At 66.3% G+C, this 16,809-nt stretch carries 15 protein-coding genes; 5 read left to right on the top strand and 10 right to left on the bottom strand.

Annotated elements, in window-relative coordinates:
* Positions 1-196 precede the first annotated feature (196 nt).
* The 5 genes from MKI84_RS20205 to MKI84_RS20185 all read right to left on the bottom strand — a co-directional run bounded on the left by MKI84_RS20205 (position 197) and on the right by MKI84_RS20185 (position 4,248).
* Positions 197-1,414, bottom strand: coding sequence for a cysteine desulfurase-like protein (locus MKI84_RS20205; RefSeq protein WP_241622070.1), 1,218 nt, complete (start codon positions 1,412-1,414; stop codon positions 197-199).
* Complete coding sequence (locus MKI84_RS20200) at positions 1,404-1,946, bottom strand: ureidoglycolate lyase (RefSeq protein ID WP_241622069.1); 543 nt, start codon at positions 1,944-1,946, stop codon at positions 1,404-1,406. The genes MKI84_RS20205 and MKI84_RS20200 overlap by 11 nt, the downstream gene beginning before the upstream one ends.
* Before the next feature lie 2 nt (positions 1,947-1,948).
* Positions 1,949-2,683: an amino acid ABC transporter ATP-binding protein gene (locus MKI84_RS20195; protein ID WP_281063268.1), complete on the bottom strand. Its 735-nt coding sequence runs from the start codon at positions 2,681-2,683 to the stop codon at positions 1,949-1,951.
* A 10-nt stretch (positions 2,684-2,693) separates the two neighbouring features.
* On the bottom strand, positions 2,694-3,365 hold the full coding sequence (locus tag MKI84_RS20190; protein ID WP_241622068.1) for an amino acid ABC transporter permease: 672 nt from the start codon (positions 3,363-3,365) through the stop codon (positions 2,694-2,696).
* Positions 3,366-3,453: 88 nt separating this feature from the next.
* Complete coding sequence (locus MKI84_RS20185; RefSeq protein WP_241622067.1) at positions 3,454-4,248, bottom strand: transporter substrate-binding domain-containing protein; 795 nt, start codon at positions 4,246-4,248, stop codon at positions 3,454-3,456.
* A 207-nt stretch (positions 4,249-4,455) separates the two neighbouring features.
* Between MKI84_RS20185 and MKI84_RS20180 the strand changes: the two genes are divergently transcribed.
* Complete coding sequence (locus MKI84_RS20180) at positions 4,456-5,160, top strand: FadR/GntR family transcriptional regulator (RefSeq protein ID WP_241622066.1); 705 nt, start codon at positions 4,456-4,458, stop codon at positions 5,158-5,160.
* 128 nt (positions 5,161-5,288) lie between these two features.
* Here MKI84_RS20180 and MKI84_RS20175 read toward each other — a convergent pair whose 3' ends face one another.
* Genes MKI84_RS20175 through MKI84_RS20155 form a run of 5 tightly spaced genes read right to left on the bottom strand, consistent with a single transcriptional unit; the run spans position 5,289 to position 11,035 of the window.
* Positions 5,289-6,254, bottom strand: a complete 966-nt coding sequence (locus tag MKI84_RS20175; protein ID WP_241622065.1) for an ABC transporter substrate-binding protein — start codon at positions 6,252-6,254, stop codon at positions 5,289-5,291.
* A 27-nt stretch (positions 6,255-6,281) separates the two neighbouring features.
* Entirely contained in the window at positions 6,282-7,280 is a 999-nt protein-coding gene (locus MKI84_RS20170) for an ABC transporter permease (RefSeq protein ID WP_241622064.1), read from the bottom strand.
* A complete protein-coding gene (locus tag MKI84_RS20165; protein WP_241622063.1) occupies positions 7,273-8,823 on the bottom strand; it encodes a sugar ABC transporter ATP-binding protein in 1,551 nt (516 codons plus the stop codon). The genes MKI84_RS20170 and MKI84_RS20165 overlap by 8 nt, the downstream gene beginning before the upstream one ends.
* On the bottom strand, positions 8,820-9,980 hold the full coding sequence (locus tag MKI84_RS20160) for a Gfo/Idh/MocA family protein (RefSeq protein ID WP_241622062.1): 1,161 nt from the start codon (positions 9,978-9,980) through the stop codon (positions 8,820-8,822). Before MKI84_RS20160 ends, MKI84_RS20165 begins: the two co-directional genes overlap by 4 nt.
* Positions 9,977-11,035: a sugar phosphate isomerase/epimerase family protein gene (locus MKI84_RS20155; protein ID WP_241622061.1), complete on the bottom strand. Its 1,059-nt coding sequence runs from the start codon at positions 11,033-11,035 to the stop codon at positions 9,977-9,979. The genes MKI84_RS20160 and MKI84_RS20155 overlap by 4 nt, the downstream gene beginning before the upstream one ends.
* A 154-nt stretch (positions 11,036-11,189) precedes the next feature.
* On the opposite strand from MKI84_RS20155, the gene MKI84_RS20150 reads away from it, so the two are divergent.
* The 4 genes from MKI84_RS20150 (at position 11,190) to MKI84_RS20135 (ending at position 16,786) form a co-directional block, all read left to right on the top strand.
* Positions 11,190-12,191, top strand: coding sequence for a LacI family DNA-binding transcriptional regulator (locus tag MKI84_RS20150; protein ID WP_241622060.1), 1,002 nt, complete (start codon positions 11,190-11,192; stop codon positions 12,189-12,191).
* A 385-nt stretch (positions 12,192-12,576) separates the two neighbouring features.
* On the top strand, positions 12,577-13,203 hold the full coding sequence (locus MKI84_RS20725) for a LuxR C-terminal-related transcriptional regulator (RefSeq protein WP_241622059.1): 627 nt from the start codon (positions 12,577-12,579) through the stop codon (positions 13,201-13,203).
* A gap of 804 nt (positions 13,204-14,007) precedes the next feature.
* Positions 14,008-15,537, top strand: a complete 1,530-nt coding sequence (locus tag MKI84_RS20140) for an oligosaccharide flippase family protein (RefSeq protein ID WP_241622058.1) — start codon at positions 14,008-14,010, stop codon at positions 15,535-15,537.
* A gap of 70 nt (positions 15,538-15,607) precedes the next feature.
* Positions 15,608-16,786 carry a glycosyltransferase gene (locus tag MKI84_RS20135; RefSeq protein WP_241622057.1) on the top strand — a complete coding sequence of 393 codons (1,179 nt, stop codon included), beginning with the start codon at positions 15,608-15,610 and terminating at the stop codon, positions 16,784-16,786.
* Positions 16,787-16,809 lie beyond the last annotated feature (23 nt).

Here is a 16,809-nt window from a genome sequence, read left to right as displayed (position 1 = left end):
CTCTCGCCGCACTCGCCCTCATCGTCGTGCTGCTCCCATCCGTCCGTAAAAAACGCGAGGAAGCCTTCCAGGAATAAGGCGATCTCGGCCGGGCACGGCGCCAGTCGAGACATGTCAGGCCGGTCACGGTCCCTTCCGGGGCCATGGCCGGCCTGATGCATTCGGGACGGTCAGCGCCTGCGGACCGGCGCGGGGTTCAGGCGGCGAGTGCCGTCTCCAGTGCCGCGATCAGCCGATCCACTTCCTCCAGCGTGTTGTAATGCACCAGCGAGACGCGCACGACGCCGCCATCGCCCGCGAGGCCCAGCGCCTCGACCAGGCGGCGCGAATGGAAGTCGCCATGGCGGATGCCGATTCCCGCGCGGTCGATCTTGTGCACCAGGGCGGCGGAGTCGGCGCCCTCGACCTTGAACGCGATGGTCGGCACCCGCCGCTCGCGGGCGCTGTCGGTTCGGCCGATCACGCGCACATCGTTGCGCGCATTGAGGAAGTCGAGCAGCCGGGCGGAGAGAGCTTCCTCCTGCGCGGCGATGTCGTCGAAGGCGCGGATGATCGCCGCGCGGTCTCCGCCGCCGCCGCCAAGGGCGTCGAGATAGTCGACGATACCGGCCGATCCCCAGGCCAGTTCGTAATTGGTGTTGCCAGGCTCCAGCTTGGCCGGCACTTTATCGGCGGTATAAAAGTAGTGGTAAAGTGTGTCGAGGCCGAGCAGCAGCTCGTACTTGCCGTACATCACCGCGAAATGCGGCCCATAGGTCTTGTAGAAGCTGAAGACATAGTAATCGACGTCCCAGCCGGCGACATCGACCAGGCGATGCGGCGCATAGGCGACGGCGTCGACGATGATCTTGGCGCCGGCGGCATGGACACGCCGGGCAATCTCGGCAATCGGGTTGATGGTGCCGAGAATGTTGGAGGCATGGGTCACCGCCACGAGGCGGGTGCGCTCGTTCAGCAGCGCGTCCAGATCGCCCAGATCGATCTCGAAGCTCTCGCGGTCGATCTTCCATTCGCGGATGACGACGCCGAAACGCTCCAGCCAGCGCCACGGGCCGATGTTGGATTCATGGTCGAAATCGGTGACGACGATCTCGTCGCCCGGCTTCAGCTGGGGCAGCAGGGCGCGGGCGAGATTCTGGCACAGCACGGTGGTCGACGGCCCGAGAATCACCTCCTCGGGCCGGTTTGCACCGATCATGAGGGCGATGCGGGCGCGCGCGGTGGCAAGGCGCGTCGTGGCGCGCTGCGACTGTGCATAGCTCGCGCCGGTCTGCACGCTGGTGGTGAGCAAATACTCCGACACGCGCTCGGCGACCTGGCGCAGCACCAGCGAGCCGCCGGCATTGTCCATATAGGCGAACCCATCGGCAAGGGCGGGGAACTGCGCGCGGGCAAAGGCGAGATCAAGCGTCATGGAGCGTCTCCTCAACGGCCGGCCCCGAGGTCTGGAGCGGCCTGACATGAATCGGGTGCGCCAGGCGGTGGACAATGGTGTCGTCCGCCATGCCGTGCTCCCAGATGAGCATCAGGAAGTCGGTGTCGGCGTCGATGGCCGTGATCGGCGCATGCCACACGCCGCGCCGATAGTTCACGCCCTGCCCCGCCGCACCGAGAAAGGCCCGGGCCTGCGCGAGATCGGGCCCACCGGCCTTGCTTTCCGGCGCCACCACGATGAGGAAACGCTGCGGGGCCATCGGCAGGAATGCCTGCGAGGAATGCGGGTGGCACTCCAGGAAGCCGATAGCGGCCGGCAGGCGATGGCAGCGGGCGCGGAACACGGCAAGGGTCGGAACACCCGCCCCTGCGGGTTCGAGGCGGGCCGCCAGATTGGAGCGCAGCGCCCAGCCATCATTGACGGCCAGGGCGTTCGCCGGGTCGAAGGCCAGCACCTGCCCGAAGGGCGCGAAGCTGTCGGGATCGAGGGGGCCGGGGGTGAGGTCACGCATGATCAATGGGACAGCACGGCGTTGAGGAAATTACGCAGGCGGGGATCGCGCGGCGCGTCGAACATCTGGTCCGGCGGCCCCTGCTCGATGATCCGTCCGCCATCCATGAACACCACCCGGTCGGCGACCTTGCGCGCGAAACCCATTTCGTGGGTCACGATGACCATGGTCGCGCCGGTTTTTGCGAGCTTGAGCATCACATCCAGCACCTCGCCGACCATTTCGGGGTCGAGCGCCGAGGTCGGCTCGTCGAAGAGGAGGATCTTCGGCTCCATGGCGAGCGCCCGCGCAATACCGACGCGCTGCTGCTGGCCCCCGGAGAGCTGGCCGGGATATTTCTGGGCATGGGCTTCGAGCCCGACACGCGCCAGCAGCTTGCCCGCCCGCTCATTGGCCTCGCTCCACGACAGGCCGCGCACCCGCACCGGGGCGAGCGCGACATTGCGCAGGACGCTCATATGCGGAAACAGGTTGAAACTCTGGAACACCATGCCGACTTCGGCGCGCACCGCGGCAAGGCCGGCGCCGCGGGTGACGAGATGGCCATCGACCTCGATGGTGCCTGCGTCATGCACTTCGAGCTGGTTGATGCAGCGGATCAGGGTGGACTTGCCCGAGCCGGACGGGCCGATGACCACCACGATCTCGCCTTCGCCGATGTCGAGGCTGACCTCGTGAAGCGCCCTGAAGCTGCCGAACATCTTGTCGATGCCGCTCATGCGGATGATGGGGCGCATGGCCGTCTCCTCAACGATGCGCGGCGGCCATGCGCTTTTCGAGCAGCGCAACGAGCCGGACCAGGGGCAGGAGAATGATGAGATAGATCACCGCCGCGCCGATAAGCGGCGTCGGGTTGGCGGTCAGCGCCTGCGCCTGCGTCGCCTGCTTCAGGAGGTCGGGCATCGCGACCACGGAGGCGAGCGCGGTGTCCTTCATGACATTGATGGCGTTGGAGGTGATGGGCGGGATCACCACGCGGATCGCCTGCGGCAGCACGACGTCTGTCATGGTGCGAAACGGGCTGAGGCTGAGCGCCTTCGCCGCCTCGAACTGACCCTTGGCTACGGCCTGAATGCCGGCGCGGAAGATTTCCGCCGAATAGGCGGCCGAGACCACGCTCAGCGAGGAGGCGGCGGCCGCGAAGGGCGACAGGCGGATGCCGAGGAAGGGCAGCGCATAATAGACCACCACCAGCAGCACCAGAATGGGGATGGCACGGAACAGGTCGATGAAGGCGATGGTGAGCTGGCGGAACGGGGTCGGCGCATAGAGTCGCAGCAGCGCCAGCAGCAGGCCGCCGGCAAGACCCAGCACGATGGCGAGTAGGCCGAGCGTGAACGTGACCCACAGCCCCGACAGCAGCAGGGGCAGCACGCGGACGAACACGTCCCAGTTGAGGAATGTCTCGAAGATCGACATGTCGGCTCCCGGCCGTCGCGCGGCAGAAACAGGATGCCGGCGGCGCGCGGGCCGCCGGCAGCTTGGATGGATCAGGCCGGTGCGCCGTTCAGGGCGCCTTCGGCATGTCCATCACCTTGGCGGTGGAGGTGGCGGGATCGACGTCCGAGCCGAACCACTTCTTGTGAAGCGCGGCGAGCGTGCCGTCCTGCTTCATCTTGGTGATCTCGGCATTGACCTTGGCCGCCAGCGGGCTGTCCTTGGCGAACATGACCGAGTACTGCTCGCCGGTGGGAATGCGCTGAACCACCGCATAGTTCGGCTTGTCCTTGATGTAGTAGAGCACCGCCGGAATGTCGCTGATATAACCGTCGATGCGGCCGGCGGCGAGGTCGAGCATCGCCGGCGAAAGGCCCTCATAGCGGCGGATATCGGCGAACTTGTAGGTGTCCTTCTCCTTGGTCGCCCACATGTCGCCGGTGGAGCCGGTATCGACGCCGACCACCTTGCCGGACATGCCGCTCAGATCCTTGATGCCCGACTTGGTGAGCACGGAGAGCGACTGGTCGCTGTCGTAATAGGGCTGGGCGAAGGACACCGACTGCAGCCGCTTCGGCGTGATGGTGATCGAGGACACGGCAGCGTCGATCTGGCCGGACTGAACCGCGGCGAACAGCCCGTTGAAGGGGATGTTGACGAATTCGACGCCGGAGCCGATGCGCTTGCCCGCCTCGTTCACCAGATCGACCTCGAAGCCGACGATCTTGCCGGTCTCGTCCTGGAACTCCCACGGCACATTGCCGACATTGGCGCCGACCTTGATGTCGGCGGCGATCGCCGCGCTCGCGCCCAGCAGCAGGCTGGCGGCGACGGCGCCCTTCAGGGCGAACCCGAAGATGCTCATTGTGAAACCCTCTCTGCAGCGCCGCGCGCGTTGTCCTGCGGACATGTCGCGCCTCAAGGCTGGCGATGGTGACTGGAACGGATTAGATTGGCCAGATTGGTAAGATTGGTCTGACCAGTTCAGCATGCGTCGGGATTCACGCTGCCGTCAAGCCGCGCTATGCTGGTTTTGCGCCGGAATCGCGGAATTTTTGCTCAAGGTGGGATAATGTCCAAGAATGAGGCAGTCGCGATCAGCGCCAGCGGCGAGCGTGGGCCGGTGCCGCGCAACGTTGTCGAGCATCTCCAGGGCCTCATCCTTCAGGGCAGCCTCAAATCAGGGGAGCGCCTGCCCTCACAGCGCGATCTCGCCGAGCAGCTTGGCGTCAGTCGCCCCTCCCTGCGCGAGGCGCTTACCGTGCTGGAAACGCGCGGGCTGGTGACGGTGCGCGCCGGCAGCGGCGTGTTCGTCTCCCGTCCCGCCGAACGTGGCCCGCTCTGGCGCTACGCCGACCGCTGCACGCCGCGCGATGTGTACGAGGCGCGGCTGGGGCTGGAGGCCTATGCCGCCCGGCTGGCGGCGCCCCGCACCGGGCCGGCGGAAGCGGCGCGGCTCGACGAATTCGTCGCGCGGATGGACGAGGCTTACCGCCGCGACGACCTGACGGGAATGAGCCTCACCGATGCCGGGTTCCATGATTTCATCTTCGAGCTTTCCGGCAACCCGATGCTGGCCGCGATGTATCGGCCGATCCGCGACATGGCCGAGGAAAGCCAGCGCCTGCCCATGGCGTGGCGGGAGCGGCTGGGCGAGACGCCGCGCGAGCATCGGCACATTGCCGAGCGCTTGACGGCCCAGGACAGCGCTGGCGCCGAGGCCGCGATGCAGCAGCATATCCGGGCAGCAGCCGCCCGTTATGGCATCGTGCTCTAGATGGAAAACCGGATGCTCGCCGCGGTCTTGGTGTTGACCTTGGACTCGACCTTGGCCCTGGCGACGCGCCTTCAGCATGCCGCCGGCCCCTCGCGGAACCGGCGGCGATATTGAGGACGACCGACCGCTCAGAACGGGCTGTTGGGGAAGTAGAACTGGGCGGCGTTCTCGGCGGTGATCAGGGTCGAGCCGATGATGAAGCGGCCATAGACCGGCGTATCGGAGACGAAGCGCAGCGCGGTGACTTCCAGCGCGGTGGAAATCTGCGCCGGGGTATAGGACACGTCGACCGGGACCTGCGGGTCCTTGTCCATCACCCGCTTGATGATCTCCTTCATGCCGGCGCCGCCGACGATCCACATTTCCTTCTGACGGCCGGCCTGCGCGATGGCTTCCATCACGCCGATGGCCATGTCGTCATCCGCCGCCCATACGGCATCGATCTGCTTGTGCTTGGACAGGTAGTCCTGCATCACCTGGAACGCCTTGTCGCGGTTCCAGTTGCCGTGCTGCATGTCGAGGATCTCGATGCCGGAGCCGGCAATGGCGGCCTGGAACGCCTCGACGCGCTCATTGTCGAGCGTGGTCGGGATACCGCGCAGCACCACGATCTTGGCGCCGGGCTTGAGGTTGGCCTTGAAATATTCGCCGGAGACGCGGCCGAAAGCGGTGTTGTCGCCCGCGACATACAGGTCCTCGATGCCGGGCTGGGACAAGCCGCGATCCACCACCGTCACCCATTTGCCGGCGTCCTTCACCGCCTTAACCGGGCTGGTCAGCGGCTCGGATTCGAAGGGTAGCACCACCAGCGCATCGATATTGCGGGTCGCCACCATGTCCTCGATGTCGTTCACCTGCTTGCCGACCGCGCCAGCGGTGGCGAGCACGAACTCAAGATTCGGATAGGTCGCCTTCAGCCGCTTGATGGTCTCCTGCGCGTGCCAGTTGAGCCCACCCATGAAGCCGTGCGTGGCGGAGGGGATCGAGACGCCGATCACCGCCTTCTTGCCCTGCGCCATGGCGGGAACCGAGACTCCGGCGGCGGCGGTGGCGGCGCCGATGGCGGCGGTGGTGAGGAAGGCCCTGCGTTCCATTCTCGTTTCTCCCTAGTGTCTCCGCTCTCAGGCGGATGATGATTTGCCGCGCTGGAGAACCACCGCGAACACGATGATGACGCCCTGGATCGTCCCGTTGAGGTAGGGCGAGACGAGGTCCGCCAGGATGAGGATGTTGTCGATCAGGCTGAGTATGAGCACGCCCACCACGGTGCCCCACACCCGGCCATAGCCGCCCTTCAGCGCCGTGCCGCCGATGATGACGGCGGCGATCGCCTCCAGCTCCCACAACATGCCGGTGGAGCCGGAAGCCGAGCCGAGGCGCGGCACGTACATGATGGTGGCGAGGCCGACGAGCAGGCCGAGCAGCACATAGGTCAACAGCCGGATGCGCTCGACATTCACCGCCGAATACAGCGCCACCTTGTCGTTGGAGCCGATGGCCTCGCAATAGCGCCCGAACCGGGTGTGCCGCATCGCGACCTGCCCGGCGATGGCGACGATGGCGAAGACGATGATCGGCCAGGCGATGCCGAACAGCCCCGAATAATAGACCGGCCGGTAGAGCTGGCGCACGCCGAAGTCGAGGCTGATCGTGCCGCCATCGGCGAGCCAGGTCACCAGCGAGCGGAAGATGCCCATGGTGCCGAGCGTGACGATGAACGGCTCGATGCGCGCCTTGGTCACCAGCAGGCCGTTGCCGAGCCCCGCCAGCAGCCCGACGCCGAGCGCGATGCCCATACCGGCCAGCACCAGCGGCACGCCGACACCCATGGCGGGCAGCAGCGCGTTCATGCCGAGGATCATCACGCCGGCGATGAAGGCGGCCATCGAGCCGACCGAAAGGTCCAGCCCGCCGGAGGTGATCACGAAGGTCATGCCGACCGCGATCATGCCGATGAAGGCCGAGCGCGCGAGCACATTGGTGACGTTGCCGGCGGACAGGAAGTTGTCGTTGAGAGAGGCGCCGAGCACCACCAGCAGGATCAGCGCCAGCAGCGGGCCGAGAGCGGACAGGCTCGGCAGGCGGCGGCCGGCAGCAGATTGGATGACGGCGTCAGACATGAACACTCCCTTCGGCGGTGTTGCCCTTGGTGACGCTGCCTTGGGCGGCATCGCCGGCGGCGTCCTCCGATGTCCCCATCACCAGCCGCACCACGTCGGTCTCGCTGATGCGCTCGCCGGAAAGCTCCCCGGCGATCCGACCCTGGCGCATCACCAGCACGCGGTCGGAGAGGCCGAGGATTTCCGGCATGTCGGAGGAGATGACGATGACGCTTTTGCCCTCACCGGCCAGCGCGTCGATGAAGGCGTAGATCTGGCTCTTGGTGCCGACATCGATGCCGCGCGTCGGCTCGTCGATGATCACCACCTCGGGGTCGGACAGCATGGTCTTGGCGAGCAGCAGTTTCTGCTGGTTGCCGCCCGACAGGTTCCCGACCCGCAGGTCGCGGCGCGGGGCGCGAATGTCGAAATCGGCGATCGCCTTGGTCAGCGCCTCTTCTTCGCGCGCCGCGGAAATGAACGGCGCGCCGAAGCGCGGCAGCGTCGAGAGCGTGAGGTTCTCGCGCAGCGTCTTGTCGAGCAGCAGGCCGCGTTCCTTGCGGTCCTCGGTGAGATAGGCCATGCCCTGCGCCGCCGCCTCGCGCACCGACGCGATGCGGACCGGCACGCCGTTGCGGCGCACCTCGCCGGTCGACGCCCGCAGGCCGACCAGCCCTTCGGCGAGTTCGGTGCGCCCGGAGCCGACGAGGCCGGAAATGCCGAGCACCTCGCCGCGCTTCAGCGTGAAGGAGATGTCCTTCACCAGCGGCGGCACGGAAAAGCCCCGCAGTTCCAGGGCGACCTCGCCGGCATGGTGGCGTTTGGCGGGATAGATGTCCTCAAGGTCGCGGCCGACCATGGCGGTCGCCATGCCGTCCTCGGTCAGTTCCCCGCGCAGCGCCTGCCGCACCACCGCGCCGTCACGCAGCACGGTGATCCGGTCGGCCAGATGCGTCACCTCCTCCAGCCGGTGCGAGGTGTAGAGCAGCGCGACGCCCTGTGCCCGCAGCCGCTCGATCTGGCGGAACAGCACCTCGACTTCCCTGTGCGTCAGCACCGCGGAAGGCTCGTCCATGATCAGCACGCGCGCATTTCGCGAGAGGGCTTTGGCAATCTCGACCATCTGGCGGTCCGACACCGGCAGGTCGCGGATGCGCGCTTCCGGGCGGATGGCGCTGTCGAGTTCGTCGAGCAGCGCCTGCGTGCCGGCCCGCATCGCCTTATGGTCGAGGAACAGCCCCCCCAATTCGCGCCCGAGATAGATGTTCTCGGCCACGGTGAGATCGGGGGCGAGGTTGAATTCCTGGTGGATGACCACCACGCCCGCCGCTTCCGCCTCGGCGCCGCTGCGATAGGCGGCCGGACGCCCATCCAGCCGAACCTCGCCGGAGCTCGGCGCGACGAAACCGCCGATGATCTTCATGATCGTCGACTTGCCGGCGCCGTTCTCGCCGATCAGCGCATGGACCTCGCCGGCCCGCAGCGCGAAATCGACGCCGTGCAGGATCTCGATCGGCCCGTAGCTCTTGCGCACACCAACGAGTTCCAGCACCGGCGCCGTCATAGCGTGATCCACGCCGCGTTGCGCTTGGAGGACTGCACGCAGGCGTCGATGAAGCGCATGCCGGCGAGCCCGTCGGCGAGCGTGGGATAGAGCGTGCCGTCCGGTGGCGGCGTGCCGGTGCGGTGCGCCCGGATGGCCCGCGCCGCCTCGGCATAGATGTTCGCGAAGGCTTCCAGATAGCCCTCGGGATGGCCGGGCGGAATGCGCGAGACACGCGCCGCCTCCGGCCCGCTGCCGGCGCCGTTGCGGGTTATCAGCCGCTTCGGCTCACCATAGGGGGCGAACCACAGCCGGTTGGGATCCTCCTGCGCCCAGTCCAGCCCGCCCTTCTCGCCGAAGATGCGCAGGCGCAGGCCGTTCTCATTGCCCGGCGCCACCTGGCTCGCCCACAACATGCCCTTCGCGCCGCCAGCGAAGCGCAGCAGCACATGGGCGTTGTCGTCGAGCCGCCGGCCGGGCACGAAACTCGACAGGTCCGCGGCGAGCTTTTCCGGGGTGAGCCCGGAGACGAAGCAGGCGAGATTATAGGCGTGGGTGCCGATGTCTCCGGTCGCGCCGCCGGCGCCGGAGCGTTCGGGATCGGTGCGCCATTCCGCCTGCTTGGAGCCGGTGGCTTCCGCCGCCTGGGTCAGCCAGTCCTGCACATATTCCACCTGCACCAGCCGGATGCGGCCGAGCTCGCCCGCCGCCACCATGGCGCGGGCCTGCCGCACCATCGGATAGCCGGTGTAATTATGCGTGAGGATGAACAGCGCGTTTGAAGCCTTCGCCGCCCCCGCGAGCTTCTTCGCCTCCGCCGTGGTGGCGGTCAGGGGCTTGTCGCAGATGACGTGGATGCCGCGCTTGAGGAACTCGATAGCGGGGCCGGCATGCATGTGGTTCGGCGTGACGATGGCCACGGCCTCGATGCCATCCTTGCGCCGTGCCTCGGCTTTCGCCATGGCGGTGAAGTCGTCATAGGACCGCGCCAGCCCCAGCTCGGCAGCAGACGCCTGCGCCCGTTCCGGCGTCGACGACAGCGCGCCGGCCACCAGCTGGAACTCACCATCCAGCCGGGCAGCAATGCGGTGCACGGCGCCGATGAAGGCCCCGGCGCCGCCGCCCACCATGCCGAGGCGGATCGGCGCGGGCGCGGCGGCCGCTGAACCGGCGATCATGGCTCCAGCCCCAGCAGGCGACGATTGGCGGCGCGGTCGGTGCCGGCGGCGGCGAAATCGTCGAAGGCGCGCTCGGTGACGCGGATGATGTGGCTCTTCACGAAGGCCGCGCCCTCGCGCGCGCCGTCCTCTGGATGCTTGAGGCAGCATTCCCATTCGACGACAGCCCAGCCGGGAAAGTCCATCGCCGCCAGCTTGGAGAAGATCGCGCCGAAATCGACCTGCCCGTCGCCCGGGCTGCGGAACCGCCCTGCCCGCTCCAGCCAGGGCTGGTAGCCGCCATAGACGCCCTTGCGCCCGGTGGGATTGAACTCGGCATCCTTGACGTGGAACATGCCGATACGCTCGGCATAAATGTCGAGATGGTCGAGATAATCGAGCTGCTGCAGCACGAAATGCGAAGGGTCGTAGAGCATCTTCGCGCGCGGGTGATTGCCGACCCGCTCCAGGAACATCTCGAACGTGTCGCCGTCGTGCAGGTCCTCGCCGGGATGAATCTCGAAGCAGATGTCGACGCCGCACGAATCGGCATGGTCGAGAAGCGGGCGCCAGCGCCGTGCCAGCTCGTCGAACGCCTCCTCGATCAGGCCCGCCGGGCGCTGCGGCCAGGGATAGACATAGGGCCAGGCCAGCGCGCCGGAAAAGCTCACCATGGCGTTGAGGCCGAGATGTTTCGAGGCCGTGAGCGCCTTCTTCATCTGGTCAACCGCCCATTCCTGCCGGGCGGCGGGGTTGCCGTGAACGCTTGCCGGCGCGAAGGCATCAAACATCGCGTCATAGGCGGGATGGACCGCCACCAGCTGGCCTTGCAGATGCGTGGAAAGCTCGGTCACCGCCACGCCGTTGGCTGCGCCCTGCCCCGCCCAGTCTTCGCACCAGCCTTTCGAGGCGGCGGCGCGTTCGAGGTCGAGAATGCGCGCATCATTGGTCGGAACCTGCACGCCCTCATAGCCGCAATCGGCGGCCCAGCGCGTGATCGATGTCCAGCTGTCGAATGGCGCGTCGGCGCCAATGAACTGGGCCAGAAACAGGCCCGGTCCCTTCAAGGTCCGCATCGTCTTCCTCCCGACCGACTGTGAGCCGGCCAACCGTTCTTTTGTTGTAATCGGTTGAAATCAGCGTAATGCAGTTATGTAATCGATTGCAAGAGGGGCCATTCCCCAGCGGCAGCAATTGTCAGCCGGCGGCCGCACCCTCTACAGAGAGGCCATGCAGCACCATCGACCCAAGATCATCGACGTGGCTCGGCTGGCCGGCGTGTCCACCGCGACGGTCAGTCGTGTGCTGTCCAATCCGCAGATCGTCAACGCCGAGACCCGCCGCCTGGTCGAGCAGGCGATCTGCGAGACCGGCTACCGCCCCAACCAGGCGGCGCGGAACCTGCGCCACCAGCGCACCGGCGGCGTGGTCGCGCTGGTGCCGGACCTCTCGAATCCATTCTTCTCGCAGATCCTTGCCGGCATGGCGGCGGTGCTGGCGCCGGCCGGCTACAATCTGCTGATCGCCGACACCCGCACAGAGGGACGCGGCTCGCTGCTGCGCTATGCCGAGCCGAGCCGGGCGGACGGGCTGATCGTGCTGGATGGTTCCCTGCCGGCCGACGAGTTGACGCGGCGCACGCCCGTGGTGCTCGCCTGCGAGTGGATTCCCGGCTTCGCCGCGCCGCGCGTGAAAATCGACAACCGGCAGGCGGCGATACTGGCCGTCGAGCATCTCATCGGGCTCGGCCATCGGCGTATCGCCCATGTCGAAGGACCCGCCGGGAACGTGCTGACCGAGGCGCGGCTCGCCGGCACCCGCGACGCGCTGGCGGCGCATGGCCTGCCCGCGCCGCGGGTTTTCGCCGGTGACTTCTCGCTCGATTCCGGCCGCCATGCTGCCACCGAATGGCTTGCGCTTCCGATAACGGAACGCCCGACCGCCGTGTTTCTCGCCAGCGACGCCATGGCCTGCGGCTTCATCGGCGAGGTGCAGCATCGCGGGCTCAAAGTGCCACGCGACGTTTCAGTGATGGGTTTCGACGATATCGAGCTGGTGTCGCACATGGCGCCGGCGCTCTCGACCATCCGCCAGCCCCGCGAGGCGATCGGGCGCCAGGCCGCCCACCGCCTCATCGCCCGCATCGCCGGCGACGCACAGCCGGACGACACGGTGCTGCCCGTCGAGCTAGTGCTCCGCGCCAGCACCGCACCGCCGGCCGAGTCGGACTGAACGTTTCGTCCGCGGTAGATGGCGCCAGACTGAGGCGGTAGACCTCCGTCCCATCGTGGGGAGGCTTGCAAGGACCAGGGGGTCCTGCCTTGGCGCCATTACCTCCAAAATAGGTACGAACTTGATATACTCTTAGTGATACATTGAATTTCGCTACAGCTTACGGTTAGTAATGGGATCGGAACGCATCACTCGGGATATATGACGTAAAGGCAAGCGTAGTCCTCAGGCCGTCGTCCTGCCTTAGCAGCAAGGTCGGTTCCTCATGAATGAGCATAGTGAAATCAGCGGGGCGTGCAGTCATATACCCCCCCTCATCGAGCCTCGGCGGGTCGTTTCGACGAAGGAGTCGATTCCCCGCAGCCCCGCAACACGGCCTCTCATAGTGCTTATCGACAGTCGCTCCTTCGTCCGCGACTGCCTCTTCTCCTCGCTCAGCGCCGCCGATCCGTGGAGCGACTATGTGGTTTTCGACAATATTCAGGGATGGCGCAGAAACGGTTTGCTGGAGCGGACGTCGCTGGTGCTGTTCTGGGCCAGCAGCCTGAGCTCGATCTCGGAACTGCGGCAGCAACTGCTTGAATTGAAAGCCGTATCGTCCACCATCCCTTTTGCCGTCATCTCCGACGAGGAGCGCCCGGCCACGCTCAACGAGCTGATAACCAGCGGCGCGCGGGCCTTCCTGCCGACGACGCTGAGCCTGGAAGTGATCCTCAAGGCGCTGAATCTGGTTCAAAGCGGCGGATTTTTCATCCCCGCCCAGTGCCTGACGGCGCTGCCGAGCGACACTGCGCTCAACGCGCCCGCCGATCTTTCCGGGCTGTTCTCACCCCGGCAGATGGCGGTCATCAAAGCCATGCGCAAAGGCATGTCGAACAAGATCATCGCGTATGAACTCTCGATGTGTGAAAGCACCGTGAAGGTACATGTGCGCAACATCATGAAGAAACTAAAGGCCAAGAATCGAACTGAAGTGTCGTTCTTGACGCATCAGATGTTTCCGGTGGAATAGACGGAAGCGTATTCTTAGCTGAGATTTATGCTTCACCATAGTAAGCGGTGCAGCATTTTTTCTTCGAAATACACCGATGGCCGATGATGGGCGGATCGCGCGCGGCCAGCCAATGTCGTCCCATTGGCTGACGTCAGGCCCTTGCCTGCTCCCGGCTGAGCGGAGAGTGCGCGGGTTGATCGGTGACCCGATGCGGCTCCCGATTGCCGTGGGAAACCGGCCGGGGATCAATGTTTGAACGTGTGGACCTTGGCCGTGGAAATGCCATGCCTGCGGAAGGCGGCGGCGATCGTCGCGCCGGCCCCCTGCACCATCCGCATCCCGATGATCTGTCCCTCGGTGAACCGCGAGGTTCGCGTCGCTGCTCTCCCCGATCGACGGACGCCGCCTAAATCCGCGGGAGGATCAGCGTCTCCCGCCCGTGGCATGGCCTCGATGATTTTTCGCACTCACGAGCATTATTACTTACGAATATTTGGATAAACGCTCCATCCAAAGCGGTATATTTGTTCAACGCTGCGTGGTGATAGGGTCGTCTTGTCGGAGTTCGGTCACGCCCGAACCCGACGAGCGGCGGGACCGGACAGCGCATCCGTACCGTGGGTTCGCCGACGCGCAATGACCCCGCCCGGGCGGCATCAGCGCGGTGCCGTACGGCTCTCTTCCAGTGTCCGCGCATGTGAAACGCCCGTTTTCACGGTCGCCTCCTCGCAGGGAGGCGGGCCCCGTTGTCGCGTCAGGCCGCCCCCGCTTCGGGGCTCGCGCGCCTGCACCGCGGCGCGAACATTCAGAAGGGATGTCATCTTGACGGCCGACCTCCACGCGCTGCCTTCTCCCGCCATCAAGAAGCCCGCCGTCCCGCTTCACTCTCATACGGACGCACGGCACGGGATGGTGGGCCATGCCGTCGTCCATGGCATGCTGTGGTTCTTCGGCCAGAATGCGGCATCGCGGTTGGTGCAGGCCGGCTCGCAGATCGTGCTGGCCTGGCTGCTCCTGCCGGCCGATTTCGGGCTGATCAGCCTGGCGCTGATGGTCTCCGGCATCGTCAGCACGGCGTTCCAGCTGGGGCTGGACGATGTGGTCCTGCAACGCCGGCACAAGATGCCCGTGTGGTTCGGCGCGCTGTTCTGGTTCAGCCTCGGGCCCGCCGTGGCGTGTTTCCTGCTGCTGGTGGCCGTGGCGCCGCTCGTGGCGCAGATTTACGATCACCCCCAGCTCGCCGGGCTGCTGGTGGTGATCGCGCTCGCTGTGCCGCTGCGCGCGTTCAGCACGGTTCCGGTCGCGATCATCCGCTCGCGGATGAACTTCCGGCTGCTGTCCATGCTGGGCTTTGCCGAGGTCGTGGTCATCAATATGGCGACCATCGCCCTCGCCGCCGGCGATTTCGGCGCCTATAGTTTCGCCGTGCCGATCCCGATCGGCGCCGTGGTCTTCAGCGGCGCGGCGTGGGCGATCACCCGAGCCGAGCTGCCGAGACGCCGCCGGCATTTCCGCTGGACCTTGCTGCTACCGAAATCCCTCGCCGTCTCCGGCACCCGCCTGTTGACCACCCTTATGAGCCAGGGCGACGCGCTGGTGCTGGGGCTGGTGGCCAGCGATGTGCGCGTCGGCCTCTATTTTTTCGCCTACCGGATCGCCGCCCAGCCGGTGCGGCTTCTGGGGAGCAGCATCGGCAGCGTGCTGTTTCCCGCCCTTATCCACCTGAGCCACGACGCGGCGCGCCAGCGCGACGCCGCGCTGATCGCCTCGCAGGTTCTGGCCATCGTGGTCATGCCCATCTGCTTCATCCAGGCCGCCATGGCGGGCCCCTTCATCGACCTCGTCTTCAACCAGGAATGGGCCGGGGCGACGTTCTACATGCAGATCCTCAGCATCGGGCTGGCATTCGATGCCGTCACATGGGTGATCGGGCCGCTGCTGCCCGCCAACGGGCATTTCCGGCGGCTCATCGGCTACGCCATCATGAACACCGGCATCTTTTTCACCCTGATCATCACCGGCGCCTGGTTCAGCCCCGACTACGGGGTCGCCCTCGGCGTGGCTGCGTATTTCGCGCTCGTGCAGCCTTGCGTCTGCTACACCGTGGTCAACCGCGTCGCGCACGTCTCCATTCCGCGCTACGCCGCCATCTATCTGGTGCCGGCGGTGCCGGCGGCCATCGGCGCCTTCGGGAGCGCCGCTCTCGTCGCCAACCTCTCGTCCGCCGAGCAACTCGTCATCGCCCCGGTGCTCGCGCTTGGCTTCTACGCCTTCTGCGTGTGGCACCTGGCGCCGGAGCCGGTGCGCTACATGCTGGCCCGCCTGCAGGCGCTGCGCAGCCGTGCCGGCTGACGGGAGACCGACAACCATCGACCGCAACGCAGGAACTGCCGCTCCAAGGTCCGCCAGAGAGGAAAGCCTGATGACCACGGCAGAACCCATGCGGACCGCTCTGCGCCCGGCCGCGCCGGGGGCAAAACTGAAGATCCTCTACATCCAGCCCGGAACGCGGCTTTTCGCCGGGATCGAACGGGTCATCGACAGCGTCTGCACCGAACTGGTCAATCAATACGGCACGGAATTCGATGTCGACGTGCTGTACACATCCTCACACCAGAATTTTCCGGCCGATGCGCGGAAATACAATCGAATCCTTCGCGAGGCGCCGACCCCGCTCTCACGGATTTTCACCTATCGACGCCTGATCCAGCGCGGCAACTACGATCTGGTGGTCGTCCCGCAGATCGAGCCCATGGCGTTCTGCTGGCTGGCCTGCATCGGCCTGAACTGCCGCTTCGCGCTGCATCTGCACGGCAACCCGGCGCATGAGCGGACCCGCCTGAAGGCGAGGATCATGTTCTTCATCGCCGAGGCCTGCGTACTCCGGCGCATTCCCTACATTTTCGGCACATCCCCGGCCCAGATCGACGCCTTCAAGGATCGGTACGAGCTGAAGGCCGAGATGCGGTGGCTTCCGAACCCGGTGCGCTCGTTCGGCGCGCTGCAACGTCGGGGCGAGGAGCCGGCGCGCCCGACCACCTTTGTCAATGTCGGCCGGTTCGATCACCAGAAGGGCCAGGACATCCTCATCGGCGCCTTCGCGAAGCTGTACCGACGCCAGCCGAATGTGCGCCTCAAGCTGGTGGGCCACGGCGGGGACGAGCCGGCGTTGCGCGCGCAGATCGAGCGCCTGAAGCTGAATGCCGTGGTCGACATCGAATATCACCCGACCGATCCGCACGCGGCGCTCGCCGCCAGCGACATCTATGTCTCGACCTCCCGCTGGGAGGGGTGGTCCCTGGTCATCTGCGAGGCGCTGCGGTTCGGGCTTCCGGTCATCGCGGTGGATTGCGACTTCGGCCCGCGCGACATCCTGGTCGACACGCGGCTGGGGAGGCTGGTGCCGCCGCGCGATGAGGACGCGCTCGTGGATGCCATGAGCGCGTATCACGACAATCTGCACCATGAGCGGGCGTTCTCACGGTACCGGCAGGACTATGTCGACCGGTTCAGCTTGGAGAATGTCGTACACCTGCACGCCGATGCGCTGCGGTCGGCCGCCCGGTCGGAACAGGGCGCGGGCCGGCCCGCTTGCCGGTAAGGACGACGCTGGCCGGCCGGAAA

The sequence above is a fragment of the Ancylobacter gelatini genome, from assembly GCF_022601675.1.
Classification (GTDB): Bacteria; Pseudomonadota; Alphaproteobacteria; order Rhizobiales; family Xanthobacteraceae; genus Ancylobacter; species Ancylobacter gelatini.
Note: the sequence above shows the minus strand (reverse complement) of the source record. Positions and strands in the feature narration are given on the sequence as shown.

Excerpts from the sequence above, each read along its gene's own strand:
- MKI84_RS20160 (WP_241622062.1), bottom strand. The coding sequence starts at position 9,980 with ATGATCGCCGGTTCAGCGGCCGCCGCGCCCGCGCCGATCCGCCTCGGC.
- MKI84_RS20185 (WP_241622067.1), bottom strand. The coding sequence starts at position 4,248 with ATGAGCATCTTCGGGTTCGCCCTGAAGGGCGCCGTCGCCGCCAGCCTG.
- MKI84_RS20165 (WP_241622063.1), bottom strand. The coding sequence starts at position 8,823 with ATGACGGCGCCGGTGCTGGAACTCGTTGGTGTGCGCAAGAGCTACGGG.
- MKI84_RS20200 (WP_241622069.1), bottom strand. The coding sequence starts at position 1,946 with ATGCGTGACCTCACCCCCGGCCCCCTCGATCCCGACAGCTTCGCGCCC.
- MKI84_RS20170 (WP_241622064.1), bottom strand. The coding sequence starts at position 7,280 with ATGTCTGACGCCGTCATCCAATCTGCTGCCGGCCGCCGCCTGCCGAGC.
- MKI84_RS20180 (WP_241622066.1), top strand. The coding sequence starts at position 4,456 with ATGTCCAAGAATGAGGCAGTCGCGATCAGCGCCAGCGGCGAGCGTGGG.
- MKI84_RS20190 (WP_241622068.1), bottom strand. The coding sequence starts at position 3,365 with ATGTCGATCTTCGAGACATTCCTCAACTGGGACGTGTTCGTCCGCGTG.
- MKI84_RS20150 (WP_241622060.1), top strand. The coding sequence starts at position 11,190 with ATGCAGCACCATCGACCCAAGATCATCGACGTGGCTCGGCTGGCCGGC.
- MKI84_RS20155 (WP_241622061.1), bottom strand. The coding sequence starts at position 11,035 with ATGCGGACCTTGAAGGGACCGGGCCTGTTTCTGGCCCAGTTCATTGGC.
- MKI84_RS20205 (WP_241622070.1), bottom strand. The coding sequence starts at position 1,414 with ATGACGCTTGATCTCGCCTTTGCCCGCGCGCAGTTCCCCGCCCTTGCC.
- MKI84_RS20135 (WP_241622057.1), top strand. The coding sequence starts at position 15,608 with ATGACCACGGCAGAACCCATGCGGACCGCTCTGCGCCCGGCCGCGCCG.
- MKI84_RS20175 (WP_241622065.1), bottom strand. The coding sequence starts at position 6,254 with ATGGAACGCAGGGCCTTCCTCACCACCGCCGCCATCGGCGCCGCCACC.
- MKI84_RS20195 (WP_281063268.1), bottom strand. The coding sequence starts at position 2,683 with ATGCGCCCCATCATCCGCATGAGCGGCATCGACAAGATGTTCGGCAGC.